23 protein-coding genes and 1 tRNA gene are annotated in these 26,929 nt (G+C 49.8%); 6 read left to right on the top strand and 18 right to left on the bottom strand.

Annotated features, from left to right (window positions below; genetic code table 11):
- Positions 1-32: 32 nt before the first annotated feature.
- The 15 genes from groL to BARVI_RS00670 all read right to left on the bottom strand — a co-directional run bounded on the left by groL (position 33) and on the right by BARVI_RS00670 (position 14,661).
- Positions 33-1,670, bottom strand: coding sequence for a chaperonin GroEL (gene groL / locus BARVI_RS00740; RefSeq protein ID WP_025277378.1), 1,638 nt, complete (start codon positions 1,668-1,670; stop codon positions 33-35).
- 36 nt (positions 1,671-1,706) lie between these two features.
- The gene (locus BARVI_RS00735; RefSeq protein ID WP_025277377.1) at positions 1,707-1,976 is read right to left on the bottom strand and encodes a co-chaperone GroES; all 270 of its coding nucleotides are present in this window, start codon (positions 1,974-1,976) and stop codon (positions 1,707-1,709) included.
- 202 nt (positions 1,977-2,178) lie between these two features.
- Positions 2,179-3,288: a universal stress protein gene (locus BARVI_RS00730; RefSeq protein ID WP_025277376.1), complete on the bottom strand. Its 1,110-nt coding sequence runs from the start codon at positions 3,286-3,288 to the stop codon at positions 2,179-2,181.
- Between the two features lie 27 nt (positions 3,289-3,315).
- The gene (locus BARVI_RS00725) at positions 3,316-3,576 is read right to left on the bottom strand and encodes a hypothetical protein (RefSeq protein ID WP_025277375.1); all 261 of its coding nucleotides are present in this window, start codon (positions 3,574-3,576) and stop codon (positions 3,316-3,318) included.
- A 116-nt stretch (positions 3,577-3,692) separates the two neighbouring features.
- On the bottom strand, positions 3,693-4,379 hold the full coding sequence (locus BARVI_RS00720; protein WP_025277374.1) for a phosphatase PAP2 family protein: 687 nt from the start codon (positions 4,377-4,379) through the stop codon (positions 3,693-3,695).
- Positions 4,380-4,391: 12 nt separating this feature from the next.
- Positions 4,392-5,141: a tetratricopeptide repeat protein gene (locus BARVI_RS00715; protein WP_025277373.1), complete on the bottom strand. Its 750-nt coding sequence runs from the start codon at positions 5,139-5,141 to the stop codon at positions 4,392-4,394.
- A gap of 12 nt (positions 5,142-5,153) precedes the next feature.
- Positions 5,154-6,953, bottom strand: coding sequence for a BatD family protein (locus BARVI_RS00710; protein WP_025277372.1), 1,800 nt, complete (start codon positions 6,951-6,953; stop codon positions 5,154-5,156).
- A gap of 31 nt (positions 6,954-6,984) precedes the next feature.
- Positions 6,985-7,830, bottom strand: coding sequence for a tetratricopeptide repeat protein (locus BARVI_RS00705; RefSeq protein ID WP_025277371.1), 846 nt, complete (start codon positions 7,828-7,830; stop codon positions 6,985-6,987).
- Positions 7,831-7,854: 24 nt separating this feature from the next.
- Entirely contained in the window at positions 7,855-8,877 is a 1,023-nt protein-coding gene (locus tag BARVI_RS00700) for a vWA domain-containing protein (RefSeq protein WP_025277370.1), read from the bottom strand.
- Between the two features lie 13 nt (positions 8,878-8,890).
- A complete protein-coding gene (locus BARVI_RS00695) occupies positions 8,891-9,874 on the bottom strand; it encodes a vWA domain-containing protein (RefSeq protein ID WP_025277369.1) in 984 nt (327 codons plus the stop codon).
- Between the two features lie 45 nt (positions 9,875-9,919).
- Entirely contained in the window at positions 9,920-10,939 is a 1,020-nt protein-coding gene (locus BARVI_RS00690; protein ID WP_025277368.1) for a DUF4381 family protein, read from the bottom strand.
- 18 nt (positions 10,940-10,957) lie between these two features.
- Complete coding sequence (locus BARVI_RS00685; protein ID WP_025277367.1) at positions 10,958-11,827, bottom strand: DUF58 domain-containing protein; 870 nt, start codon at positions 11,825-11,827, stop codon at positions 10,958-10,960.
- Between the two features lie 27 nt (positions 11,828-11,854).
- Positions 11,855-12,850 (bottom strand): AAA family ATPase, encoded by a 996-nt coding sequence (locus BARVI_RS00680; RefSeq protein ID WP_025277366.1) that lies wholly within the window; start codon positions 12,848-12,850, stop codon positions 11,855-11,857.
- Between the two features lie 168 nt (positions 12,851-13,018).
- The gene (locus BARVI_RS00675) at positions 13,019-14,377 is read right to left on the bottom strand and encodes an HU family DNA-binding protein (RefSeq protein WP_025277365.1); all 1,359 of its coding nucleotides are present in this window, start codon (positions 14,375-14,377) and stop codon (positions 13,019-13,021) included.
- A complete protein-coding gene (locus BARVI_RS00670; protein ID WP_025277364.1) occupies positions 14,374-14,661 on the bottom strand; it encodes an HU family DNA-binding protein in 288 nt (95 codons plus the stop codon). The genes BARVI_RS00675 and BARVI_RS00670 overlap by 4 nt, the downstream gene beginning before the upstream one ends.
- Before the next feature lie 265 nt (positions 14,662-14,926).
- Here BARVI_RS00670 and ppk1 point away from each other — a divergent pair, with 265 nt between their 5' ends.
- The 3 genes from ppk1 to BARVI_RS00655 all read left to right on the top strand — a co-directional run bounded on the left by ppk1 (position 14,927) and on the right by BARVI_RS00655 (position 19,411).
- Positions 14,927-17,026 (top strand): polyphosphate kinase 1, encoded by a 2,100-nt coding sequence (ppk1, locus tag BARVI_RS00665; RefSeq protein ID WP_025277363.1) that lies wholly within the window; start codon positions 14,927-14,929, stop codon positions 17,024-17,026.
- Positions 17,027-17,159: 133 nt separating this feature from the next.
- Entirely contained in the window at positions 17,160-18,116 is a 957-nt protein-coding gene (locus BARVI_RS00660; protein WP_157232431.1) for a hypothetical protein, read from the top strand.
- A gap of 212 nt (positions 18,117-18,328) precedes the next feature.
- Positions 18,329-19,411 carry a linear amide C-N hydrolase gene (locus BARVI_RS00655; RefSeq protein WP_025277361.1) on the top strand — a complete coding sequence of 361 codons (1,083 nt, stop codon included), beginning with the start codon at positions 18,329-18,331 and terminating at the stop codon, positions 19,409-19,411.
- Between the two features lie 95 nt (positions 19,412-19,506).
- Here the strand turns inward: BARVI_RS00655 and BARVI_RS00650 are convergent, their stop codons facing one another.
- The 3 genes from BARVI_RS00650 to aspS are packed head-to-tail and all read right to left on the bottom strand — an operon-like array spanning position 19,507 to position 23,133.
- Complete coding sequence (locus BARVI_RS00650; protein WP_025277360.1) at positions 19,507-20,277, bottom strand: zinc ribbon domain-containing protein; 771 nt, start codon at positions 20,275-20,277, stop codon at positions 19,507-19,509.
- A gap of 3 nt (positions 20,278-20,280) precedes the next feature.
- Positions 20,281-21,378, bottom strand: a complete 1,098-nt coding sequence (locus tag BARVI_RS00645) for a Nif3-like dinuclear metal center hexameric protein (RefSeq protein ID WP_025277359.1) — start codon at positions 21,376-21,378, stop codon at positions 20,281-20,283.
- Entirely contained in the window at positions 21,379-23,133 is a 1,755-nt protein-coding gene (gene aspS, locus BARVI_RS00640; RefSeq protein WP_025279577.1) for an aspartate--tRNA ligase, read from the bottom strand.
- Positions 23,134-23,349: 216 nt separating this feature from the next.
- On the opposite strand from aspS, the gene BARVI_RS00635 reads away from it, so the two are divergent.
- The 3 genes from BARVI_RS00635 (at position 23,350) to BARVI_RS00620 (ending at position 26,925) form a co-directional block, all read left to right on the top strand.
- A tRNA-Pro gene (locus BARVI_RS00635) sits at positions 23,350-23,424 on the top strand.
- A gap of 228 nt (positions 23,425-23,652) precedes the next feature.
- A complete protein-coding gene (locus BARVI_RS00630) occupies positions 23,653-24,255 on the top strand; it encodes a hypothetical protein (RefSeq protein WP_025277358.1) in 603 nt (200 codons plus the stop codon).
- A gap of 1,482 nt (positions 24,256-25,737) precedes the next feature.
- A complete protein-coding gene (locus BARVI_RS00620) occupies positions 25,738-26,925 on the top strand; it encodes an efflux RND transporter periplasmic adaptor subunit (RefSeq protein WP_232214019.1) in 1,188 nt (395 codons plus the stop codon).
- Positions 26,926-26,929: the final 4 nt, after the last annotated feature.

Below are 26,929 nucleotides of genomic sequence, written 5' to 3'. Positions count from 1 at the left end.
CCCTTTTTTGACTCTTATTCAGGAGAAGGGAATTACATCATTCCGCCCATTCCACCCATTCCGGCAGCCGGCATGGCAGGAGCAGGATTCTCTTCTTTCTTATCGGCAATTACGCATTCGGTCGTCAAGAACATACCGGCGATAGAAGCGGCGTTTTCGAGGGCTACACGAGTTACTTTGGCCGGATCGATTACACCTGCGGCGAAGAAATTTTCGTAGGTGTTGGTGCGGGCATTGTAACCGAAATCGCCTTTACCGTCTTTTACGCGTTGTACAATCACAGCGCCTTCGACACCGGCATTGGCCGTAATCTGACGCAGAGGCTCTTCGATAGCTCTCTTCACGATTTCGATACCGGTCGTTTCGTCTTCGTTATCACCTTTGAGGCCTTCCAAGGCAGGAATACAGCGAATGTAAGCTACACCGCCACCCGGTACGATACCTTCGGCAATAGCGGCTCTCGTGGCACTCAGGGCATCGTCTACACGGTCTTTCTTCTCTTTCATTTCAACCTCCGAGGCAGCACCGATGTAGAGGACGGCAACACCACCGGCCAATTTGGCCAGACGCTCTTGCAGTTTCTCCCGATCGTAGTCAGAAGTTGTCGTCTCGATTTGAGCCTTGATTTGAGCCACACGAGCAGCGATAGATTCCTTGCTACCCATACCGTTGACGATGGTCGTGTTCTCTTTGTTGACGGTTACTTTCTCGGCACGGCCCAACATTTCGATGGTGGTCGATTCGAGTTTCAACCCTTTCTCTTCGGAGATTACGACACCACCGGTGAGGACGGCAATATCCTCGAGCATCTCTTTACGACGGTCGCCGAAACCGGGAGCCTTCACGGCACATACTTTGAGCGAACCACGCAAGCGGTTTACAACCAACGTTGCCAAGGCTTCGCTGTCGACATCTTCGGCAATGATGAGCAGAGGACGACCGGTCTGTGCAGTGGCTTCGAGTACGGGAAGCATATCTTTCAAAACCGAAATCTTCTTATCGTAGATCAAGATGTAGGGCGTATCCATTTCGCACTCCATCTTCTCGGTATTGGTTACGAAATAGGGCGAGATGTAACCGCGGTCGAACTGCATACCTTCAACGATGTCGACCGTTGTGTCGGTACCTTTGGCCTCTTCGACCGTGATGACGCCTTCTTTCTTCACTTTCTTCATAGCCTCGGCAATGAGTTGACCGATTTCGCTATCGTTGTTGGCCGAGATGCGGGCAACCGATTCGATTTTCTCAAAGTCGTCACCTACCTCCTGAGCTTGTTCTCTGATGCCTTCAACAACTTTGGCTACGGCTTTGTCGATACCCCGTTTCAAGTCCATGGGGTTGGCACCGGCAGCCACGTTTTTAAGACCTACGTTCACAATCGACTGTGCCAATACAGTAGCCGTGGTCGTACCGTCACCGGCATCGTCGCCCGTCTTGGAGGCAACCTCTTTGACCAATTGGGCACCCATGTTCTGGAAGGGGTCGGCCAATTCGATCTCTTTGGCTACCGTCACACCGTCTTTGGTGATGTGGGGAGCACCGAATTTTTTCTCGATAATTACGTTACGACCTTTCGGACCCAGGGTTACTTTCACGGCATTTGCCAATTCGTCAACCCCTTTTTTCAGCTCTTCGCGAGCCTGAATATTGAATTTAATTTCTTTAGCCATAATTCTTTTCCTTCTAAAAATTAAACATGAAACACGTTAAAGGATTGCCAAAATATCGGATTGTCTCATGATCAGATATTTTTCACCGTCCAATTCGATTTCGGTGCCCGCATATTTACCGTACAAAACGGTATCGCCGGGTTTCACTACCATTTCCTCGTCTTTGGTACCATTGCCGATGGCAATTACTTGACCTTTGAGGGGTTTTTCTTTGGCCGAATCAGGGATAATAATACCGCCGATTGTTTTCTCTTCTGCAGGAGCTGGGAGCACCAATACTCTGTCTGCTAACGGTTTAATAGTCATTGTTCTTTATTTTAGTTATACTTTAATTTTATCGTTGTGTGTCTACCCATTTAGAGATAGACACCCTAATTATAACCAATTTCATGCCAAAAGATTTATTGGCCCGAAATCTGACAAAACGTCACTTCCGGACAAAGAGAGACAGCGTGTAGACTGACAAAGATTCCTGCCTGTTACCGGGAGGGTAAAGGCAGAACTCCATTCAAGAGGGAATGGTAATGAGAGGTGTATCGGTGTGGAACAGCATTTTGTGAGCGATGCTGGGATTGAAAAGACGGGCAAAGATGTTACGCTTGCGGTTGGGGACGACCATGACATCGATGGAGGCCTCTTGGAAAAGTCGCTCAACGTTGTCGAGGAAATTGTCCTCGCCGATTATCTTGTAGTCGATTTCCCTACCGGGATAGTGCGACTGGCAGTAGTCGCGAATACCGGCCAACTTTATTTCGGTCCAGGCATCGCTTTTCTCGGTCAAATGGAAGAACCGTATGCCAAAGGTGTAGCTCTGGAACAGGCGCATGAAGGTATCGAGCGAAATCAAGTCCTGCTGGTCAAAATTGGTGAAAAAGGCGACATTCTTGATGTCGCTTATGTGCGTGTGAGTAAACCCTTCGGGGACGGCAAATACCGGGAAATTTCCATTGTCGACTACCTCGGCCGTTACGCTTCCTATCAAGTCTATCTCCTTCCGGGTCTTTCCCCTTGACCCCATAACAATGAGCGACGGGTTCAATTCTTTTGCCATCAGTATAATCGTGTCTTCGGGGACTCCCTCGCAAACTCGGTATATAAAGGGGACCGACGGGAGTGTGCCCTCGACCATCAACTGGTGTAACTTTTCACAAAAGGATGTCATCTCGCGATTGGCCTTTGCGAATAATAGTTTGTGTTCTTCGCTTTCTTTCAATTCATGGCTTATCGTCTCGGCCAACGAGAGAGACCCCATGGAGAAAGGAGACAAGAAGGTATGAAGCAATACGACCTCGGCTTCGTGGGTAGCGGCAAAATCGAACCCCAGCCGACAAGCCTGCATGGAGTAGTCGGAAAAGTCGATGGGGATAAGAATCCGGTTCTTTTTCGGTTTTCCCGCAATTTCCGAATTCCCGAACACGGGATCGGTCTCTAAAATTTCGAGGGCGTGAGGCAAATCCTGTTCATGGATTCGCACTCGCACCCCCGGTGAAATGACTGGTTTCAACAGATTGACATTTTGAATGGTCACGGCGATACCCTGGCTCTCCAAAATGCCTTTCAAGATAAGAGCTTTCGGATAGGTGTGTATAGCCAGTGTAATCAAGCGGTCCCGTTTCATGGTCAATCCTGTTTCTGTTTTATCGGTTTATTTCTTATTGTTTTCTTCTTCCAAAATACGAAGTGCCATATCGTATATCTGTGTATTGTCGAGCACAACGATTCCGCCATCGGGTCCCGGTTCGATATGGAGCCCACAATTTTTCCCAAATGAATAATTGGTTCCTCCAAAATAATTACGCACGGTTTGGGTGGTAACATTCAACTCATCGGCGATTCTATGCATAGAACCGTCGGGCAAACTGTCCTTGATGCGACGGAGCTCGTTAAATGTGATTGTCTTAGTCATAAGGGTAATTGTTTTTATGGTTAAAAATTCGGTTAATTGTACTCTTTTGAATACGCACTAAATTTAAGTTCTATTTTCTACATTTCCAAATTTTGCAGCCAAAATTTTACGGGTGTTCAAAAATAGACTTGCACGAGTGCATAGGCCGAAATAGATACCACACTCAAACAGATGACGATAGTTGACAGCACAATGTCGGGGTCTTTATAGTAAGGCGACTGCCGTTGCCTCAGAATATGTTTTACCCACAAGCGATGACGTATTTTCACCCCTATTGCATAAACGATGACAGCGATAACGATGCCGGCCACCGTCCCGGCCAGAATGTCGCCGGGATAGTGTACGCCCAGATATATGCGGGAGTAGCAGTTGACAATGGCCCACACGACGGCAGTAATAGTGAAGAGACGGTTGCGGAATATCAGGGCCAGCAAGACCACCGCACCGAAACTGTTGGCTGCATGGCTCGAAATAAAGCCGTAACGCCCTCCCCTGTACCCGTTCACGATTTGTACAAAGGGGGAAAACTCGGGGTCCTGAGCCGGACGGAAACGGGCGAAATAGGGCTTGCACAGCGACGAAGCAAACTGGTCGCAGAGGGTTATCGTGAGGGCCAAAGCCACGACAACGAGCAATGCCTCTTTCCAATTCTTCCGAAAGAGGACAAACAAAAGGGAGAGGATCAGGGGGACCCACGTGAGTCGCCCCGTGTATATCCACATGAAATGGTCCCAGAACGGGGTGTGGGTGTTATTCAAAAAGAGAAAAACGGCTTTATCCCACTCGATTAACTGTTCCAACACGGGTAGTTGCAATTAGATGATTTCTATGGCTGCCGACGGAAGCCAACCGCGATTGCCGTCGCTTATCTTCACCTCGGACCACTCGCCTACCTTGCTCAGCACAACGACCTTGGTCCCTTCGTGCAGGACGAAGAGGTCGGTACCGCTCTCGGCCGGCGAACTCTTCACCGATACCGTGGCATCGAAGACGATGGCTTCGTTGCGAATCTCTTTCTTCTCGTTCAGCCCCCAGGCAAAGCAGTTGGCCATGATGGCAATCAGCAGCACTACGATTCCACCGAAGAAACCGATTTTCTTCAACGGTACCGACCGGGTGAAGAGGTAGAGATAACAGCCCCCGATGAACAGGAAAAAGGCGATGATGCCGATAACCGCCCACGTATTGGACGAGAGGTAGCTGCGCATCGTGTCGATCCACACCGAGAGGAAAAAGCGCCCTACGGGATCGATTTTATCGACAATGTGGGTGTTGGCCATGTCGAGGTTGAAACGGGCATCTTCGTTGCCGGGATTCAGCAGCAGAGCCCGCTCGTAGTTCAAGATGGCCTTGGCAAACTCGTTGTGCTTGTAGTAGGCATTGCCCAGATTGTAATAGAGGTCGGACGACACGCCATGCTCGCGGGCCGTTTGCTCATAGAGTTCGATGGCCTTGATATAATCTTCCTGGGCATAGGCCTCGTTGGCCTTTGTCAGGGACTCCTGACCATATGTTGCCGTCATACCGGCAACGATACAGAGCAAATATATAACTATCTTTTTCATCGTCATCGTGTTTTACTTTTTCACCGTATTTTCCATTTTGCCTATGGCCTCGACCGTCTGGGTATAAAGCTCGTCCATTGCCTCGTCAGATTGCGAGGGGGCATATTGGGCAAACTCGCAACGGCTCAATATCTCGTTGAATTCGGCTATCAACTCGGCGCCTGCTCCATATTTTTCCAGTTCGGCGGCCACATTATCCTTGGTCAACTCCGAGTTGGGAAGGCCGAGTTTGTCGCTCAGATAGCCCCATACGGCTTTGAGCACCTCGTCGTAGAAGTGTTCCTTGTCGTGGTTCTTCAAATATTTCCCGGCCTCTTTCAGTCGCTTCGAGGCTACCTTGTTGGCCTTCCGGTTCTTCATGAGGGCCACGTTGGCATTGGCCTTGGCTTGCTTGCGGTTGATGATGACAAAGGCAATAAAGGCCACAGCCGGAATGATGTACCACAACCAGTAGGCCCACCCGTCGATATACATGGTGGGACTCTGTACCAGGTTCATCTTGTTGAGCTTGATGTAGTGTATATCCTGATTCAACAGTCTCAAATCCTCTTTATTCGAGAAATTCGATACGGTTTTACCTCCGCTCCCGGGAGCTCCCTTGTCGACCGTAATCTCATACTCTTCGGTGCGCAAGGTTTTGTATTGCTTGCTCTTGATATCGAAGTAGGAGAACTCGACGGCCGGAATCTTAAACGTACCGGCAAAGCGGGGTATCGTCGTATATTCGACGGTGCGGGTCCCGCTCACCCCACCGGCCGAGGCTTTCACCGAAACGTCGACTTTGGGGTCGTAGGTATCGAAATCGTTGGGCAGTTTCAAATCAGGATTTTTCAGATATTTCAAGTTACCCGAGCCTTTGATTACCAGTTTCAAGGTAATGGCCTCGTTGGCTTTGACGTGTGTCGAACTGATCGAGCTGCTCAGCGAGAAGTTGCCTACCCCACCCATGAACGAAGCGGGTTTACCACCGGGCAGCGGCATAACCTCGACCGAGGTGGCATTGGAGCTGACCGCACGGCTCACCCCCTGTGGAACCCGCATGGGGCCGAAGGGACCGTTGACCAGCTGGTAGGTCTCGACCTGAAATTCGTATTTACCGGGATTGATGGTAATCTTGCCCGTGCGTTGCGGGAAGAGCAGACACTGTTTCAAGACGGCCATCTTGTAGTTGACCCCGTTGTAGTTTTCCAGTTCGAACGAGGTGTTCTGCGGCAGGTCGATGTCTTGTACGACAAAGCCCTCGAACGAGGGGAAGCTGTAACTTTCGGCCTGTACGCCCGAAGCCCGGGTGTAGAGCTTGATGGTTGCCAGGATAGCCTCCTGCTCATAGACTTTGGTCTTGGAGAGGACGGTGCGGATAAAGAGGGCCGTATCGTCACTACCTTGACGTCCCGATTGGCTTGACGAACCGCCCGACGATGCACCGGCTTTGTCGGGTGGCAATACGGTCAGTTTCCACGTGTTGGTCGAGAAGGTGCGTCCGTCAACCGAAATGGTGGCCGGAGCAAAGGTGTAGCTACCCTCCTTATCGGCACGCAGGGTTATGACATGAGTTTCAGTTGTCTGCCGATCAACTTTCCCGTTGACCACCGATACGCTCGTGCCCGAACTCGTACCCTGATACAACACCTTGCAACCGGTAAAATCGGGCAATTTCAAATTCTTGCCCGAAGCATTGTACAAGGTGTATTCCAGTTGAAACTGCTGCCCCTGTATAACCTGTCTGGGACCATCGACCGCGAAACGGACATTGTCGGCCCACAGAGCGGCTACACCTACCAGCACACAAAATAAAATCAAATATCTTTTCATCTCTCTTCTATGTAATAAGTTACAACCCCCGTTACCACTCTTTGTCGGTCTTCTTCCGTTTCTGTTGTTGCATCAAAGCCCGCTGTACTTTCTCCTGAGTGTCGCGCTCGTCCTGTTGAATGGCGTCGAGAATCTGTTGGGCATTCTCTTTCGACATCTGCGACTGCTGAGGCTGTTGCTGCTGAGGGTTATTTTGCTGTTGATTATCCTTCTGGTCCTGTTTGTTCTGATTGTTCTTATTCTGATTCTGGTCTTGATTCTGCTGTTTCTGATCTTTCTGCTGATCCTTGTTCTGGTCCTGCTGGTCCTTGTTCTTCTGATCCTGATTTTGATCTTGCTGTTGTTTTTTCAGCAACAGTTGAGCCAGTCGCAGGTTATACCGGGTCTCGTTGTCCTTGGGGTTGCGGCGCAGGGCATTCTTGTACTCCTCGATGCTCTGGGCATAGTTCTTTTCCTGGAACGAGATGTTCCCCAGGTTGTGCCAAGCGTGAGCCGTCCGCATGGTATCGGTCGAGGCCTGCACGATTTTCTTGTACTCGTTGCGCGAGTCGTTCCACTTTTGCTGCTTGTACAGGGCGGCTCCCAGGTTATAGGTAGCAATCTCGGACGACGGATTGGCGTCCAACGCCTTGCGGTATTCGATTTCGGCTTCGGTATATTTCTTGTCTTCAAAAAGGTCGTTGCCCTTGCGTATCGAGTTACGCTCGGCTTTCGGGTCGACCTTCTTTTCCCGCGGCGGTACGACCTTCGACGGTGCCTCATTCGTGGCATTCGTCGCATTCGCCTGGGGGGTCATGCCTACTGCGTTGCCCTGGGCCGACACTTGCAGCGTCAGCGCAGCCAACACGAGAGGTGCTATATAGTTGATTGCTTTCATAAGGCAAATTTCTTTTTTCCGATATTATGAGAAGAAGGTTATCTTTTTCAGCCAGCTGTTCTTGCGGTCGACAATGAAGAAATCGATCAGCAGCAACACCAGCGCTATCCAGGCCAATCCCTGATACTGCTCGTCGTATTGCGAGTAGACCTTGCTTTCGATGTCGGCCTTTTTCATCTTCTTCACCTCCGAGGTCAAGGCACGCAGTGCCGAGTTGGTATTGTCGGCCCGGACGTAGATGCCTGCTCCCGCCTTGGCTATCTCCTGCCCGAGCGCCTCGTTCAATTTCGTAATCACCACATTTCCGTCGCGGTCCTTGATAAAGTTGGTCTCGCTGTCACCGATGGGAATGGGTACTCCTTCGAGCGAACCGATACCAATCACATCGACCTTGACATTCTTCTCGGCTGCTGCCTGAGCCATCTGGGCAGCATCGTCCTCGTGGTTCTCGGCATCGGTGATGACGATAATGGCTTTATCGACACTCTCGTTGGGCGAGAAGGAGTTCATGGCCGTAGAGATAGCTCGCCCGATAGCCGTACCCTGTGTGGGGACCATCGAGGGGTTGATGGTGTTGAGAAACATCTTGGCCGACACGAAATCGGAGGTGATGGGCAACTGCGTATAGGCATCGCCGGCAAAGACGATAAGACCTATCTTGTCGTTGTCGAGCTCGTCGACCAGTTTCGAGAGCATCATCTTGGCCTTTTCGAGCCGGTTGGGAGCTATGTCCTTTGCCATCATCGAGTTGGACACGTCGAGGGCTATCATAATCTCCACGCCCTGTTTCTTGACCGTTTCGAGTTTCGACCCGAACTGAGGCCGGGCCAGCATGAACACGATGACGATGAATGCCAGCTGTTGAAAGATGAACTTGATCCAGGGCTTGTATTTCGACACGTCGGTCATGAGCGGTGCCAGTACCGACGGATTGCCGTACTTGGCCAGATTGCGGCGCGACCGGTATCGCCCGTAGAGAAAAAGTCCCCACAGCACGGGAACGAGAATGAGCAAATATAAATATTCGGGTTGTGCAAATCGAAACATAATCAACTTCTTTTTAAGGAATATTTTTCAACAACGTATGACGAAGGAGTATCTCCAACCCCAGGCACAAGAGTGCCAGGACTGCCCATGGGGTATATTCCTCTTCTTTTACACTGAACTCTTTGACGGTGAGTTTGGTCTTCTCCAACTTGTCAATCTCTTCAAAGATTCCCTTCAAGACGTTCTTGTTGGTGGCTCTGAAATATTTACCGTCGGCGGTCGCTGCAATCTGTTGCAGAGCGGCCTCGTCCATCTCGACCGGCATGTTCTGGTAGGTAATGCCGTAAGGCGTCTGTACCGGCGTGGGGGCCAACCCCTTCGTGCCGACGCCTATCGTATAGACATGTATGCCGAACGACTTGGCTATCTGTGCCGCCGTGGCCGGGGCAATGTCGCCGGCATTGTTGGTACCGTCGGTCAGCAGGATAATCGTCTTCGACTTGGCGGGGCCGTCCTTGATGCGGTTGATGGCCGTAGCCAGACCGTCGCCAATGGCCGTACCGTCGTCGACCATACCGCAATGCACATCTTTCATCAAGTTGAGCAACACGGCGTGATCGGTTGTCATCGGACACATCGTGAAGCTCTCGCCGGCAAAGATGACCAGACCGATGTTGTCGTGTTCACGACCCGAAACGAACTGGGCGGCCACATCTTTGGCAGCCTCAACCCGGTCGGGGGTAAAGTCGCGGGCCAACATACTGCCCGATATGTCGAGAGCCAGCACGATATCCACACCTTCGGTCGACGAATTCTGCCAGTTGTCGGTCGATTGCGGCCGAGCCAGCGCAATAATCAGGAAGGCGACCGCCAGTACCCGCAACACAAAGGTAAAGTGGCGCAGATATATCTTGTAGGTGCGCGGCATCTTGTCGAACGGCTGTGTCGTCGATACCTGCAAGGGGGCCTGCATGTGCTTCTGCTTGAGTACATACCAGACAACGACCGGTATAATCAACAGCAACAACAGCAGATATAAAGGATTCGCAAATACCATTTTTCAAAAATTATTTTGTAGCCTCATAAGCCTCTGTTCAACATTCTATTTTTTCGGGTTCCCGCTCGCCTCGCCCTGGGATTCGGGTTCAGGAGCCGACTCGGAAGCGGTCTCTGCCTCCTCCGGAGTCTTCTCTTCGGGCTTGGTCTCCTCGACAAAGTTCTCGGCATAACGCATCACCTGCACATTGTCATCGGGGAGCGGCCGCATTTTGGCGAATTTCACAAAGTCGGCCATCTCGAGAATATCGCGCAACTGCTGGTTCACCGCCTTGGTCTCCTCGTTACGCCGCAAGGTCTCGACGATCTGTGTCGAGGTCATCTCCATGGCGTTGATGTGGAAACGCTGGTCGATATAGACCCTGAGGATTTCGGTCAAGGCCGTGTAGTAGGCCTTCTCCTGACCCTGTTGCCACAATTTCGAGTCTTTCAATTCGTGCAAAGCCTGCATGGCCCGCTCGTAGGGAGGGATAATCTGTGTTTCGTCAACCGCATCGCCAGTCTTGACTTTCCGGCCCCAACGCCAGTAGGCATAGATGCCTGCGGCGATTACGACCAATGCGATGAGCAAATAGACAACCCAAGCCGGCACATAGTCCCACAGGACGAAGGGAGGTGCATCGACTCCCTTGATGTCAAACTCGGCATGGGTCGTATCAACCGGAACCGGTACGACTTTGAGACTCAACGACTGGGTCTCGAAGGTGTCGTTGTCGATGACGTATTTGAAGGGAGGCAGATAGTAGAGCCCCGAATCGAACGAGGTAATCAGTACCTCGTTGTTGATCTGTATGCGATTGTTTTTCAAATCGAGCGTATCGGGCTTGGAGATTTTAAGCACCTCTACCCCAGCCACCAGTGTGTCTTGTATGATGGGCAGACGCACAAACTTGCCTTTGTCCTGCGAAACTTCGAGCCGCACGGTGGTCTGGTCGCCCATCATGATAGCCGCCGAGTCCATCTGTGCCCGCACGACAATGTGGTTCTGAGCCGAAGCCGAGACGACCCCCTGCGACACAAGCAGGCAACCGCAAAACATCTGTAATATGATAGATCGTACTTTCATAGAATCCTATTGTTTTTATTATCCCCTCCGCTGGAACAGATTCATCAGAGCCACTACAAAGTCGTCGTCGGTGGCAATCGTAGCCAGGTCGACACGGCTCTTGCGCAGCATGGCCAACATCTGCTCCTGCCGGGAGTTCCACCACTCGGCATACCGGGCCCGTACCGCCGCCGAAGAAGAGTCGACCCACTGCTCACGTCCCCGCTCGGAATCCTGCAACTTGATGAGCCCCACATTGGGCAGTTGCGATTCCCGACGGTCGTAGACCTGTATGGCTACCAGGTCGTGACGGCGATTGGCAATGGAAAGAGCGTTTTTGTAATCGCCGTTGTCGATGAAATCGGAGATCAAAAACGTCGTACACCGTTTCTTGATGGCGTTGGTCATGTATTCGAGGGCCAACCCGATATTGGTTCCCGTGTTGTCGGGGGTGAAATCGATCAGTTCGCGTATGATATAGAGAATGTGTTTACGTCCCTTTTTGGGCGGGATAAACTTCTCGATTTTGTCCGAGAAGAAAATCATGCCTATCTTGTCGTTGTTCTGTATGGCCGAGAAGGCAATCGTCGCAGCGACCTCGGCCATCATCTCGCGCTTGGCCTCACCCACAGCTCCGAAATTACGGCTGGCCGAGACATCGACCAGCAGCATGACCGTCAATTCCCGTTCCTCTTCAAAGACTTTTACAAAGGGCTTGTTGTAGCGGGCTGTCACATTCCAGTCTATATCTCTCACATCGTCGCCATATTGATACTCCCTCACCTCGGAGAAGGCCATACCTCTCCCCTTGAAGGCCGAGTGGTACTGCCCCGCAAAGATGTTGCGGGAGAGGCCTCTCGTCTTGATCTCGATATGACGTACTTTCTTTAACAGTTCACTGGTTTCCATACACAGCAGCTCTCCCTACCCGATTGTTTAGGGCACTTCGACTTTGTTGAGTATTTCGCTGATAATCTCTTCGGCCGTCATGTTGTTGGCCTCGGCCTCATAGCTGAGCCCGATACGGTGACGCAGCACGTCGTGGCATACGGCACGCACATCTTCGGGAATGACGTATCCCCGCTGTTTCAGGAAGGCATAGGCGCGGGCAGCCATGGCCAGACTGATGGAGGCACGAGGCGAAGCACCGAACGAAATCATCTCTTTCAAATCGCTCAATCCGTAGTCCTGCGGGAAACGGGTGGCAAAGACGATGTCGACAATATAGCGCTCGATTTTCTCATCGATGTAAACTTTCTGTACAATTTCGCGAGCTTCGATGATTTCGGAGGGTTTCAACACCGGTTTGATTTCGACCTTTTTCCCACTGATGTTTTGACGCACGATCTGCTTCTCCTCCTCTTTCTTGGGATAGCTGATGATAACTTTCAACATGAAACGGTCGACCTGGGCCTCGGGCAGCGGATAGGTACCCTCCTGCTCGATAGGGTTCTGCGTGGCCATAACCAGGAAAGGATCGTCGAGGCGGAAGGTCTGATCACCAATGGTTACCTGACGCTCCTGCATAGCTTCGAGCAAAGCACTCTGTACCTTGGCAGGGGCACGGTTGATTTCATCGGCCAATACGAAATTGGCGAAGATGGGGCCTTTCTTGATTTGGAACTGCTCCTTGGCCTGACTGTACACCATGGTACCTACCACGTCGGCCGGCAACAAGTCGGGGGTAAACTGGATACGGCTGTATTTCGAATCAATCAGCGAAGCCAGCGTTTTGATGGCCAATGTCTTGGCCAAACCCGGAACACCTTCGAGCAAGATGTGACCGTTGGAAAGCAGACCAATCATCAACGAATCGATCAGATGTTTCTGTCCCACAATTACCTGGTCCATGCCCTGGGTAATCATATTCACGAACGCACTCTTGCTGGCAATCAGGTCGTTCAACTCCCGAATATCAACTGTTTCACTCATACGTTTTCTTTTTTATATTTTCAATTTATACGTTTTCTTTCACTTTATCTCTCGCAAAATTAGCGATAGAGAATGGCTATATGCCCCCTGTCGTGTTAAAAATGGCTAACTATTCACTTAAAAAAGGCTAAGTCGCCAACCCTTTGGGGTCAACGACTCGGCTATCGTTCATTCATACCGGCTCAAAATCTTTACAGCCAACGCTTTGGCTTCATCGACCGAACGGCTGTTCTTGGCATCGATATGATATTTTGCAGCATCGGGAATCACCACCCGTGTACCAGTGGGTACTTGGTTGGGATTCTTGATAACTCCTTTGTTCTCTTCATAAATATATACCCAGAAGGCTTTATGGCCGAAATATTTACGAGACAATGTGGTGAGGAATACCCCCGAGCGTATCGTCTCTACTACGGGACCGGAAGTCGGTTGACCTACTGTCGGAGCAACCTGGGCCGACTGCCCGTTTGTTTTAACATTTCGAGAGTCAGATTCCCGTGTCAACGGCACCGTATCTGCACTTGCCGCCGTACCCTCCACTACCGTATCGACGGCCTCTGGTATAACAACCGTATCGGCCACAGGGTTCGCCACGGGTTGCGGTGCAAACGCCTCGCTATCGGTCAGAGAGAGTGTATATTCACCTATCTTGATACCGTCATCGTCCCGCAGGAAGAACCATACTGCGGTAACAATCACGACAACAGCACCCAAGCCCGAGAAGGCTCCCAGCCAAAAGGCGCGACGCGAAGCCGACTTCTGCAAGTATTCGTGGTAATCCTGCTCTTCTTCGGTAACGACAGGAACCAGAGCCGATGTCTTAACAGCCTGTTCTCCCGTCGCAGATGTGGGTGTCGCTTCAATCGGTTCGATTGTCGGCGGGGTCTCAACCTCGGCCTCCGTCTCGGCTACCGTCGTTTCGTCCTTTTCAGAAGCAGCGGGTATTTCGAGGTTCGGGTCAGATGTAGATGTTTCGGAGACAGTATTGGTCGAAGGTTCAGAGTCTGCCATTTCACCGGTCGGTACCTCCTCAGGCTCGACCCGCTCAGACTCAGTGGCCGGAGCCACCTCGCCGGCTGCGTCTGAATCGGCCGACATGACAGCCGCCGGTCCGGCAGCGAGCAAATCCTCCTCGGGGCTATCGGTATCGCGACTACCCAGCAACTCGTCTTCGTCCACCGCCATCATAGCCTCGGTCGATACGTGGTCATTGAGAATCTCGACCGAGAAGCTCGAAAAGGGAGCATTCACAGCCTCGCGCAACACCTTGTCGGGGACAAACGACAACTTGTAATGCCCCGGTATCTCTACCGGCTCACCCGTCTGCACGTTCACACTGGCACGAGGTTCCACCCAAATGGGTTTGAACACACCCAACTCGTTTATTCGCAGCTCTTCGCCCGACGAGATAACCTCGGTCGAGACCGTAAAGAACTCTTTGAGAAAAGCCTCGGCCTCCTTCTTCGTCACATTCAGTTTTGCGGCGAGCAAAGCGACCAAATCGGGGAAAGATATTTTTTCATTCATCGGGCAGAGAGCTTTTTAAGTTTCATTTTAATGGCACTTCCCGGTTTAAACGAGAGAATCATCTTGGGCGGCACAAGCATACGTTTGCCCGTAGCGGGATTCACCACAACCCGTTCCAGCTTCTTTCTGGGTTCGAAAGAGCCGAATCCTTGAATTGCTACCGAATCCATCTGCGCACAACGCTCCTTCATAATTTGGAGGAATGCCGACATGTAGTCCTCTACCTCCTCTTTATCCTTGCCCAAGCGGGTCTGCAACTGCGTCAAAAAAACTTTATGATCCATGACCTCCATTTTAATCCCCTGCCAGGGAGTTTTTGTCTATCGGCAAATTTAGAAAAATTCTGTGGAATAATTGCATAAAACAACAAATTAGCAACGAGGAAGAAAATTTGTTCATACATTCATCTTTTATTATCGAATATAACCCAATACCTTGAAGATATTCTAATCGGCAAACCTTCCTCACCATGCAGATTTGTGAGAAAAAATTTGTACGACCGAGCATTATTTGTATATTTACAGTCACTTAATCCTTACGAGTGTGACTATGGAAAATGTTCGGAAATACTTCAAGCGGGATATCAGTTGGTTATCGTTCAATTATCGGGTGTTGATGGAGGCGATGGACAAGACGGTTCCTTTGTTTGACCGAATCAGGTTCCTGTCGATATACCAGTCGAATCAAGAGGAGTTCTATCGCGTGAGGGTATCGGAGTATCACCAGATTCTGTCGGACCCGACCCAAAGCGAGGAGGAGAAGGAGCAGGCCGAATGTACCTTGGAGTCGATTAACCGAGAGGTAAACCGACAGGTCGACATCTTCAACAAATTTTTCTTCAACGACATTATTCCCGAGTTGGAACAAGAGGGTATGGTGTTGTACCACCAGGAGAAAATCGAGGATTTTCACCGGGCGGAGGTTCGCCGTTTTTTCAAGGAAGAGGTATTCCCCTTCCTGCAACCGGTACTGATTTTGAAAGACGACATCGTCTCTTTCCTGCGCGACAATCGGCTCTACCTGGCTATCAAGATGTTCAAGAAGAGCGACCGCGACAACCCCGACCGAATCCCCTTCTATGCCCAGATAAAGATACCATTCAGCAAGGTGCCGCGATTTATCAAACTTACCCCCTACAACGGGAAAAACTATGTGATGTTTATCGACGACATGATAGCCTTGAATCTCGACATCGTCTTTCCGGGCTTCGACATCGATTCGCACTATGCGATACGGGTGTCGCGCGATGCCGATTTTTCCATCGAACCCAAGGAAGGGGTGAATATCGTCGACGCCGTGCGCAAACGGGTGAAGAAGCGGAAAATAGGTAATGCCAACCGACTGGTCTACGACGGCAGTATGTCCCGCGACATGTTGGAGTATATCTGCGAGGCCTATGATATTCCGCACGGACAGTGTATCCGTTCGAGCCGATACCTGAACTTGGAGGACCTCACCAAGCTCCCCAACCTGACGGGCCGGGTTTTGAGCGAGGCCCTGCCCTCGCCCATGCGGCTGCCCATCTTCGACAATGCCCCGTCGATGTTCGAGGTGATTCGTCACCGCGACTTTTTGATACATTTCCCCTACCAGTCGTTCGACTACCTCACCCGGTTCCTCACCGAAGCGGCCGACAACCCTACCGTGACCGACATCAAGCTGACTCAATACCGGGTAGCCGAAAATTCGGAGGTCATCAACCGTCTGCTCTATGCCGCCCAACGGGGAAAACAGGTAACGGTCTATGTCGAAATCAAGGCCCGGTTCGACGAAGAGAATAACATCATCACCTCGGAGTTGATGCAGCAATCGGGCGTGCGCGTTGTGTACAGCACACCGGGATTGAAGGTACATGCCAAAGCGTTGCTGGTCAAATGTGCCCCACCCGACCCGAAGCTACCGCGAGCCTACGCATTCCTGAGTACCGGGAACTTCAACGAAGATACGGCCCGAATCTACTCCGATATGGGACTGTTTACCGTCAATCGTGAAATTACCCGTGAACTGGACAAGCTCTTCTCCATTCTCGACGGCTCGTCGACCGACCGCGATTTCAAGACCCTGCTCGTGGCCCAGTTCAACATGGTCGATGTGTTGAAGCAAAAGATACGGTTCGAAATGGAAGAGGCCCGCCAGGGGCGAAAGGCTCGCATCATTTTGAAGATGAACGGCCTGCATGACACCGGCATGATCGACGCCCTCTACGATGCCAGCGAAGCCGGTGTACGCGTCGACCTGTTGGTGCGGGGCATCAACTGCCTGGTTCCCAACCAACCATACAGCCGCAACATTCACATGACCCGCATCATCGACTCCTACCTCGAACATGCCCGCATCTGGTATTTCTATGCCGGTGGACGCGAGGAGGTGTATCTGTCGTCGGCCGACTGGATGCGCCGGAACCTGAATCGTCGCATCGAAACGGCTGTACCCATTCTCGACCAGCGCATCAAAAACGAAATTCTGTCGGTCATCGACCTGCAACTGCGTGACAACGTAAAGGCTTGTTATATCGACGAGTACCTCGGGAATCACTACGTCCGCAACGAGGGGCCCAAAATCCGCTCCCAACGGCTTTGCTTCCGCCTGCTGGAAGAGTATTCTACCCCCGACTCCTCGACCGGCATACCCGAAATTTTTATCAGCTAATTGTCAAACGGCTGAGAATTAAGCGACATCTTTGACAAAAAGATGTCATGCCGTCGACGAAAAGATTAAAGATTATTATACGAGTATTATTCTTTTTTTATACTTTTGCCACAAAACAAGAATATCAAGCGCTATGAAAAGAATTGTACTTCTATTTCTTATTGGCGTGTCGGTCACTACATTATCGGCACAAACATTGAAGAAACAAAACCAAATGCTTAAAGACTCGATTGGTGTCATGCAGAAGGTTATCGACGAAAAAACAACGGCCAACGATGCCTTGTCGCAGGAGAATGCCTCGCTCAAAAATCGGCATGCCCTGCTCCAAGCCAGTAAAGATTCGCTCGACGGAGCACAAAAGAGCCTGTTGGGGAAATACAAGGAACTGTCGGTAGAAAATGACCAGTTGAAGGATTCTCTCTTCGTGTACCGCAACGAGAACAAGAGCTTACGCAATCAGGTAGATAGCCTCAATACCTCGCTGGCCAACCTTACCGAAGAGATGAATGCCAAACTCGATTACCTGGCCAAACAGGAGAAAATCTGGAGCCGGAAGAAATATTTCAATATCGGTTACGGTATGCTTTCTCTGGACCGTGGCATAGGATACGAAACCTTGGAAAGCAATTTTGCCGTATCCATTGCCCGGGGCAACACCTACTATCTGCACAAACAACCTATCTTGGGCATGATTAAATTTGGATTGGACTGGACCTTCTTCGATATTGCCGTAGCCCAGTATGAAGAAGAAACGCGCGAGAGTTTCGGTCAAGACAACGACGACAGTGACATCTACAAAGGAGAGATTGCCATGCAGTTCGGCCCATCAATCACGGTCAACCCCGTTGATTTCTTGAAAGTAAATCTTTATTTCCGTTACGACCCCACTTACTCGATGATGTTCAATACCGACGGCAATGAATTCAAAGGCAACTACGGCTCCTATTTCAATACCGGTCTGGCTGCTTCGTACAAAGTCATCTCACTGGGTTTTGAATACCGTTGGGGTTCGACCTCTTATAAAATCGATGGAGAGAACCAAACCTGGAAAACGTCGGGTACTTATCTCTACCTCAGTTTCCGATTCTGAAAAACCATATCCATAGAATAAAAGCGGTCGAGAAATCTCGGTCGCTTTTTTTGTACGCCCTCCCCCTTTGGAAAGTCTACATATCAATCCTTGCAAACCATTCATTGCTCCATCTGTTTATATATCATGAAGGACGAAAAGAGGTCCGATATACCGATTGTTCAAATATTTTCATAACTTTGGATATATTACTTCTAACCTAATATGCGATAATGATGAAACGATTATTTCTCTTGGGAATAGCCGCTATGCTACTCTCGACAAACACCTTTTCATGGGCCTGTACCGGCATTACCCTCACGGCAAAAGATGGCTCCAAGATTGTAGCCCGCACCATCGAATGGGGCGGCAGCGACCTGAACAGCCAATATGTGATTGTGCCCCGCGGGTATCAACAGCAGTCATTCATACCAGGGGGAGAGCAAACCGGGCTGAAATTTACGGCCCGATACGGTTATGTAGGACTAGCCGTCGAGCAAAAAGAGTTCATAGCCGAAGGGTTGAACGAGGCCGGACTGTCAGCCGGGCTGTTTTATTTCCCCGGTTACGGACAATACGAGGCCTACAATCCTACCCATCAGGCCACGAGTATTGCCGACCTGCAACTGGTAGCCTGGATTCTGGGTAGTTTCTCGACGATCGACGAAGCGGTGAAGGGGTTGAAAACGGTACATGTCGTGTCGATTGACCCGCGAGCCTCGACCGTCCACTGGCGCATGACCGACGTCTCCGGCCGACAGGTGGTATTGGAGATTGTAGGCGGCCAGCTCAATTTCTACGAGAACAAACTGGGTGTACTCACCAACTCACCGGGATTTGAGTGGCAAATCACCAATCTCAACAACTACATCAATCTCTATCCGGGCACGACCGATACGAAATCTTTCGGCGACATCACGCTCTCCTCGTTCGGTGCAGGTAGCGGATTCATCGGTCTTCCCGGCGACATCACACCTCCTTCCCGATTTGTTCGTGCGGCCTTCTATCAAACCACCGCTCCCGAGCAGAACGACGCCATAGGGGCTGTGACTCAAAGTTTCCATATCCTCAATAATTTCGATATTCCCATCGGGGCCGAATTTCTGGCCGGACAGACACCGACCGATATACCCAGTGCCACACAGTGGACCTCGTCGGCCGACGTCACACATCGAGTACTCTACTACCGCACCATGTACAACAGCGCGATTCGCAGTTTCGATTTGAAAAGTATTGACTTTGGTCGTGTTAAATACCAGGTTCAACCGCTCGATGTCAACAAACAGCAACCCATACAGACGATTTCAATCAAGTAGAATGATAGTTATTTCCGCCGAATCTTCCAAGGAATAAAAAAAGCGAGCCTATCACTCCTGATGGAGTAACAGGCTCGCTTTTATACGGGGCGTTATTAATGCTCTTCTTTTACACCGGCAAGTTCCGGATCGATCATGATACGACCGCAGTATTCGCACACGATAATCTTTTTGTGCATCTTGATATCGAGCTGTCTTTGAGGCGGGATACGGTTGAAGCAACCACCGCAGGAATCGCGTTGGATATAAACCACGGCCAAACCGTTACGGGCATTTTTACGAATGCGTTTGAAAGCAGTCAACAAGCGGGGTTCCACTTTGTTTTCGAGCTTCTTGGCCTTCTCTCTCAGCTTTTCTTCGTCTTGTTTCGTCTCCGAAACGATTTCGTCGAGTTCGCTTTTCTTCTCGGCCAGGATATGTTGACGGTCTTGCAACACCTCTTCCGACTCAGCAACCTCTTTCGTCTTGGCTTCCTGCGAAGCGATATACTCGTTGATGCGTTTTTCGCACAACTGGATTTCGAGCGTTTGATACTCAATCTCTTTCGACAAGAAATCAAACTCGCGGTTGTTGCGCACGTTGTCTTGCTGCTTGGTATATTTGTCGATCAGCGTCTGAGCGTTTTGTATTTCTACCTTTTTGGCCGCTACGGCAGCTTTCAAGTCTTCTATCTCGGTGTGGTAGTTTTTGATACGGGTTTCAAGACCGGCTATTTCATCTTCGAGGTCCTGAACTTCGAGAGGCAACTCACCTCTCAGGGTTTTGATTCTATCGATCTCCGAGAGAATGGTTTGCAAATCGTACAGTGTTTTCAACTTCTCCTCCACTGTATATTCTTTTTCAGCTTTTGTTTTGTCAGTAGCCATACTTTACAAATAATTTATCGGATTTGTATCTACCTGTGTAGAATGGATTGCAAAGGTAGGGAATTTTTTTTGAATTATCTCACAAAAAATCTCTTTTGTGTATTGTTCACTCTCATAATGACCGATTTCGGCCAACAAGATGCGTGATTCAAATTCAAAATAGTCGTGGTATCTGATTTCGCCGGTCACAAACATATCGGCTCCGGCGGCAACGGCTTTCGACATGAGCGAGGCTCCGGCCCCGCCGCACAAGGCGATGCGTGAAATCTTGCGCCCGTGTAAAGGCGAATGCTTCACGCACCCCACCTCGAAGGTCTCTTTGAGTTTTTCCAGCATCAACATTTCGTCGACCGGTTCGGGCAAATGGCCTACCACACCGGCTCCTACCTGTTCCCAACGGTTGGCCAGAGGAATCCAATCGAAAGCGGGCTCTTCGTAGGGGTGACTTCTCTTCAACGCAGCCATGACGGTGCCCTGGGCATAAACGGGTACAATGACCTCCAACCGGGTCTCGGGTTCCCGATGCAACTCCCCTATCACACCGCAATAGGGCTTGGCATGCAATCCGGGGCGGAAGGTTCCCTCACCGACCTGGCCGAAACTGCACTGATCGTAGTTGCCTGTGTGGCCGGCTCCGGCCTCGAAGAGTGCGGTTCTTACCGGCTCGACATGAGATTCAGGCACATAGGTAACCAGTTTCATCAACAACCCGGGCATGGGATCGAGTACGCGTACATCGATGAGGCCCAACTTGCGGGCCATTCTGAACGAGACTCCACCCGGAGCGTTGTCGAGATTGGTATGAGCTGCATAGATAGCGATATTGTGCTGGATAGCCTTAACGACAATCCGTTCGACACAGCTGCTCCCCGTAATCGATTTCAGTCCCTTGAACAACAGGGGGTGATGCGACACGATAAGATTATACCCCAAGGCGATGGCCTCATCGACCACAGCCTCGGTGACATCGAGACAAATCACGGCACCCGACACCGACTGGAACCGGTTGCCCACCTGTAACCCGGCATTATCGTAAGACTCTTGCCAGGCAACAGGTGCCACCGCCTCGATGGCCTCTATAATATCATTGAGAATTACCACTTACTTTTTCGGTTTTACCAGGATACACAATTCGTCCAACTGCGAGTCGTCCAGCGGCGACGGTGCATTGAGCATGACATCGCGGCCCGAGTTGTTCTTGGGGAAGGCGATGCAGTCGCGAATGGAATCGAGACCGGCGAACATCGACACCAGACGGTCGAGACCAAATGCCAAACCTCCGTGAGGGGGTGCTCCGTATTTGAAGGCATTCATGAGGAAGCCGAACTGAGCCTCGGCCTGCTCCTCGGTAAATCCCAGCAGACGGAACATATGGTCTTGCAGTTCGCTGTCGTGGATACGGATAGAACCGCCGCCCAGTTCCACACCGTTGATAACCATATCGTAGGCATTGGCCCGCACGGCACCGGTATCACTGTCGAGCAAGGGAATATCCTCGGCCTTCGGCGAGGTGAACGGGTGGTGCATGGCGTAGAAACGTTGGGTCTCTTCGTCCCACTCAAACAGGGGGAAATCGATTACCCACAACGGTGCAAAGGTATCTTTGTCGCGCAGCCCCAGGCGAGAGCCCATCTCCAAGCGCAGTTCGCACAACGCTTTGCGGGTCTTCATCGTGGGACCGGCCAGAATCAGCAACAGGTCGCCCGGTTTGGCACCGAAACGCTCGCCCCACTTTTTGAGGTCGTCGGCCGAGTAGAACTTGTCGACCGACGATTTGGGGTTGCCGTTCTCGTCGAACCGTACATAAATCAAACCTTTGGCTCCGATTTGCGGACGTTTCACGAAATCGGTCAATTCGTCGAGCTGCTTGCGCGAATAAGTAGCGCACCCTTCGGCACAGATACCGCCCACATACTCGGCGCTATCGAATACCCCGAAGTTGTGCCCTTCGGTCAAGTCTTTCAGTTCGACAAACCGCATACCGAATCGCATATCGGGTTTGTCGCTACCGTAATATTTCATGGCATCGGCCCAAGTCATGCGCAGGAACGGTTCCTTGAACTCGATACCACGAATTTTCTTGAACAGATGCTTGATCATTCCCTCGAAGATGTTGAGAATATCTTCCTGCTCGACAAACGACATCTCGCAGTCGATTTGGGTAAACTCGGGCTGACGGTCGGCCCGCAGGTCCTCGTCGCGGAAACATTTCACGATTTGGAAGTAGCGGTCGAAGCCCGACACCATCAACAGCTGTTTCAGCGTTTGCGGCGACTGAGGCAACGCATAGAACTCACCCGGATTCATGCGCGAAGGCACCACGAAATCACGGGCTCCCTCGGGTGTCGACTTGATGAGCACAGGGGTCTCTACCTCCAAGAAATTCAGGTCATCGAGATAGCGACGCACCTCGAAAGCCATCTTGTGACGCAGTTCGAGATTGCGGCGCACGATGGGGCGGCGCAAATCGAGATAACGGTATTGCATGCGAATATCGTCGCCACCGTCCGACTCGTCTTCAATCGTAAAGGGCGGAGTCTCGGCCGTGTGCAACACAACCAGTTTCTCGGCTATGATTTCGATGTCGCCCGTGGGCAGGTTGGCATTCTTGTTCGAGCGCTCGGTCACCGTACCCGTAACCTGTATCACATACTCACGGCCCAACTTGTTGGCCTGTTCGCACAAACCGGCATCGCTCTCCTGATTAAATACCAACTGAGTGATACCATAGCGATCGCGCAGATCGACAAAAGTCATACCACCCATCTTACGGCTACGTTGTACCCACCCGGCCAAAGTTACCTTCTGCCCCACATGGCTCAACCGTAACTCTCCACATGTATTCGTTCTATACATTATTATAGGATTTATTTTGTTTGTTATTTATTTTCGGTTTCACAACGACACCCGGAACCTCCGAATGTCCTTGCAAAATTAAAATAAAACATCGGTAAACAGGTATGTTTTACCGAAGAATTTGATAAAAATGTAAGTGCATAGTTGGCAATACAAAAAAAAAACGTAAATTTGCCACGCTCAAAATACAAGGGCTATTCGATTATTCGGATATTTCGGGGTGTAGCGCAGTCCGGTTAGCGCACCTGCTTTGGGAGCAGGGGGTCGTGGGTTCGAATCCCGCTACCCCGACAAGAATGAGGTTAACAGCTTTATCCATACGCTGTTAACCTTTGTTGCCTAAAAACGACCGGGAGAAATACGGGAGAGTAATTCCCCAAATAGCGGGCAATTGAACCGTAGAGTAAAATTTCTTCTTAAAAATACTCAACACAGATACGTTTCACAATTCCATCGTATGGCCGACTAAATAAAATCTGTTTTATTTGCAGCCATATTCATTTTACCAATAAAATCGATATGAAAAAATTTCTATTCTTTGCAAGCCTGTCGATTGTCGCAGCGTGGCCGGTACTGACATCGGCTCAATCGCAGCAATCGCAATCTGCCGCCTCAGCGAAGAATCGGCTCTTTGTTCAGGAGGCCCTCAAGAACCACCGAATGATAACTATCGACGAATTCAATATGGCCGGCGCCCACGCCATCGCCTGCTGGGGATTTGAGTTCGACGACGAGGGTTATGTCTGTGCACTCTATTACAGCGACCCTGCTTCCTCCTGGAACAATACCCAGACCGGGCGGGATTTATCGCTCGGTAGAATTGAGGTCAAGTATCATACAGATTCCGATTGGAGCCCTTATATGGCCACAGAGACTCTTATCGGCGGTGAAATCGTACATGGAGAAGTACCCATCATTCGTATCTACTCCTACGACCAGGGAACCGAATTATGGGAGTCTTATTTCAAATCACACCCTTCGAGCGTTGAATCGGTCAAACAGTCTACTCTCAATGAAAATGAAGAGTATTATGACCTGCAAGGTCGTCGAGTAAAGAATCCGACCAAGGGAATCTACATTACCAAAAGCGGCAAAAAAGTTCTGTTTTTTCAACAACCATAAAGGCAAATAGAGCTCCTTGATATTACCCCACCCGACTCTCTTCAAGGTCGGGTGGGCTTTTTATATCCTCACTTGTTCGCCTTTTCCCAATCTATCGTTACGCCACTCTACGATATATCAACATCTCACTTACACTCTTCCGGACAAATAAATTCTATTCCGGCTACTATCTTCCAAGAAATGAAATTTTCATTGATTCGCATAAAATAATCAAAAGAATCTCTATATTTGTAACATTGGGTAACCAAACGAATAGAAGTTTCGGATAATTTCCAATGACTATTCGTATTTACTCATTCTCTAATGGCAGAAATACTACATAATTTTTTTAAACTGCGTCGTTGAACATTCAAGAATTTTGATGTAAAGAATTATGATCTCATACCATTCTTCTCAATTCAAATCGCTACGAACAATTCCAATCCAGGAATGTTCCTTTAATATGATTGACATAGAAACATTTACACATATATTCCTCTTGCTCAACGATACCGATAAAGCCATCATTAAAAAGTACATAGAGGGATATTCAATAAAAAATATAGCCCAGGATTTACACCTTTCACACACATTTGTCTGTGAACGTATCTATCAATTTCAGTTGAATTTAGAAAAAAATATCACATCAATATCTAAATAAATCACTATTTTTCAGATAAAAACTATTTTATTAGATTTTCCATCATGCCAAAATAAGACAACAATTTCTTTTCTTCTCATCAACTGACGACAAAAAAAAGAAAGGTTATCCGATTCACATCGGATAACCTTTTCGAGAGAGGCAGTCCTTTACAGACTGATATATAATCTAAAACAATCTTAGATTACTTCTTGCATATTTCTCTTCCCCACCAACCGGTATAAGTAGAAGAGAGAGTCGACACAGGCTATACACCCAAACTATCGATTCAATATAATATTTATAAACCAGGATTACTCTAACAGATGAACTTTGCTCTTTTGAGAAGAGAAAAGGTGCTTTTCCACGGTAATCTCATATAATCTTCATTGAGTAAAGATATTTTGGTTATTTTTCCTTACATATTATAAACTCTATTTTTAATTACAGCCCTAGTAAAAATCTTTCTTTTTTCACCTTTATTTACCCACCCAAATAGAGATATGGTTCACAAACAGCAAAAAATATATCGATTTGAAAATCCTATTCCATTTTTTCTACCCAAAGTCGCTCGAAAAAAGAAATTACTCCCGGTCAATAAACCGACCTACTTCAATTTCAAACAAGTCACTTAGTGGCTTCCAATCGTGCTCATGCCCACGAAAAATCGACATTCTTTCTAAATATTGTAATAGAAAAGCTAGTTTGAAGAAAAAAAAGCGTATTTTTGTGGCCTATTCCATTCTCAATTTAAATTAGGTTTATTGTGCCCCTGGCACTCAAAACAACAACTACTTCAATTTATGACTAAAATTTCGTTTGAAAATATTCGGCGCACAGCCCGAAGAGTCGGAAGTCATGTGATGCTGATACGCGAGAAACTGCGTCGCATCTCCCTGCGCTCATGGATATATATAGCCATCGCACTGGTTATCGTTGGCGGTGGCCTGTACTGGCTTTTGAAGCCGGCTCCTCCGGGTCCGGTACTCCCCATCGTAGAAGTAGAACCGGTAAAGACCGACGATGTGGAAATCTATGGCGAATACGTAGGTCGCATCAGAGCCCAGCAGTTTGTCGAAATACGCGCCCGGGTCGAAGGCTTCCTCGAACGCATGCTTTTCGACGAGGGTACATACGTAAAGAAGGGACAGCCGCTGTTCATCATCGACCCCAAGCAATATCAGGCCCGAGCCAACAAGGCAAAAGCCCAGCTGAACAAGAATAAAGCTCTGGCCTTGAAGGCCGAACGCGACTTGGAACGTATCCGTCCGCTCTATCAACAAAACGCTGCCAGCCAGCTCGACCTGGATAATGCCATCGCCTCCTACGAGAGTGCCAAGGCCGAGGTCGAAATGAGCGAAGCCGACCTCACGCAGGCCGAGACGGCTTTGAGTTATACGACGGTAAGCTCACCCATCTCGGGATACATTTCGGAGCGGAACGTCGACATCGGTACCCTCGTGAGCCCAGGCGGTCAGTCGTTGCTGGCCACGGTTGTCAAGAGCGACACCGTGCGTGTCGATTTCAGCATGACGGGGCTCGACTATTTGAAGAGCAAGGCGCGCAACGTCAATCTGGGACAAAAGGATACAACCCGCACGTGGGAACCCTATATCACCATTACCCTGCCCGACAACTCGGCCTACCCTCAACGAGGTATCGTCGACTTTGCCGACCCACAGGTCGACCCGCAAACCGGTACCTTCTCAGTGCGGGCCGAGATGCCCAACCCCGAGCACATCTTACTCCCGGGACAGTTCACCAAGGTACGGCTCCTGCTCGACGTGCGTGAAAAAGCAGTCGTAGTCCCCACGAAAGCCATCGTCATCGAAAAAGGCGGAGCCTATATCTTTGTCGTGCGTACCGACAGCATAGCCGAACGACGCATGGTCGAGCTCGGTCCCGAAGTGGGCAACAACGTGATTATCGAACGAGGTCTGGTCCCGAATGAAAATATCGTCGTGGAAGGATTCCACAAACTCACCCATGGCGACAAAGTAATCCCCGCAGTCTATCAGGAGAAAGCCCAGGAAAGCACCACTAAAAACTAACGGA

It is taken from the genome of Barnesiella viscericola DSM 18177 (assembly GCF_000512915.1).
GTDB lineage: Bacteria > Bacteroidota > Bacteroidia > Bacteroidales > Barnesiellaceae > Barnesiella > Barnesiella viscericola.
The sequence above is the reverse complement of the archived record's forward strand: the minus strand, read 5'-3'. Positions and strand labels throughout refer to the sequence as shown.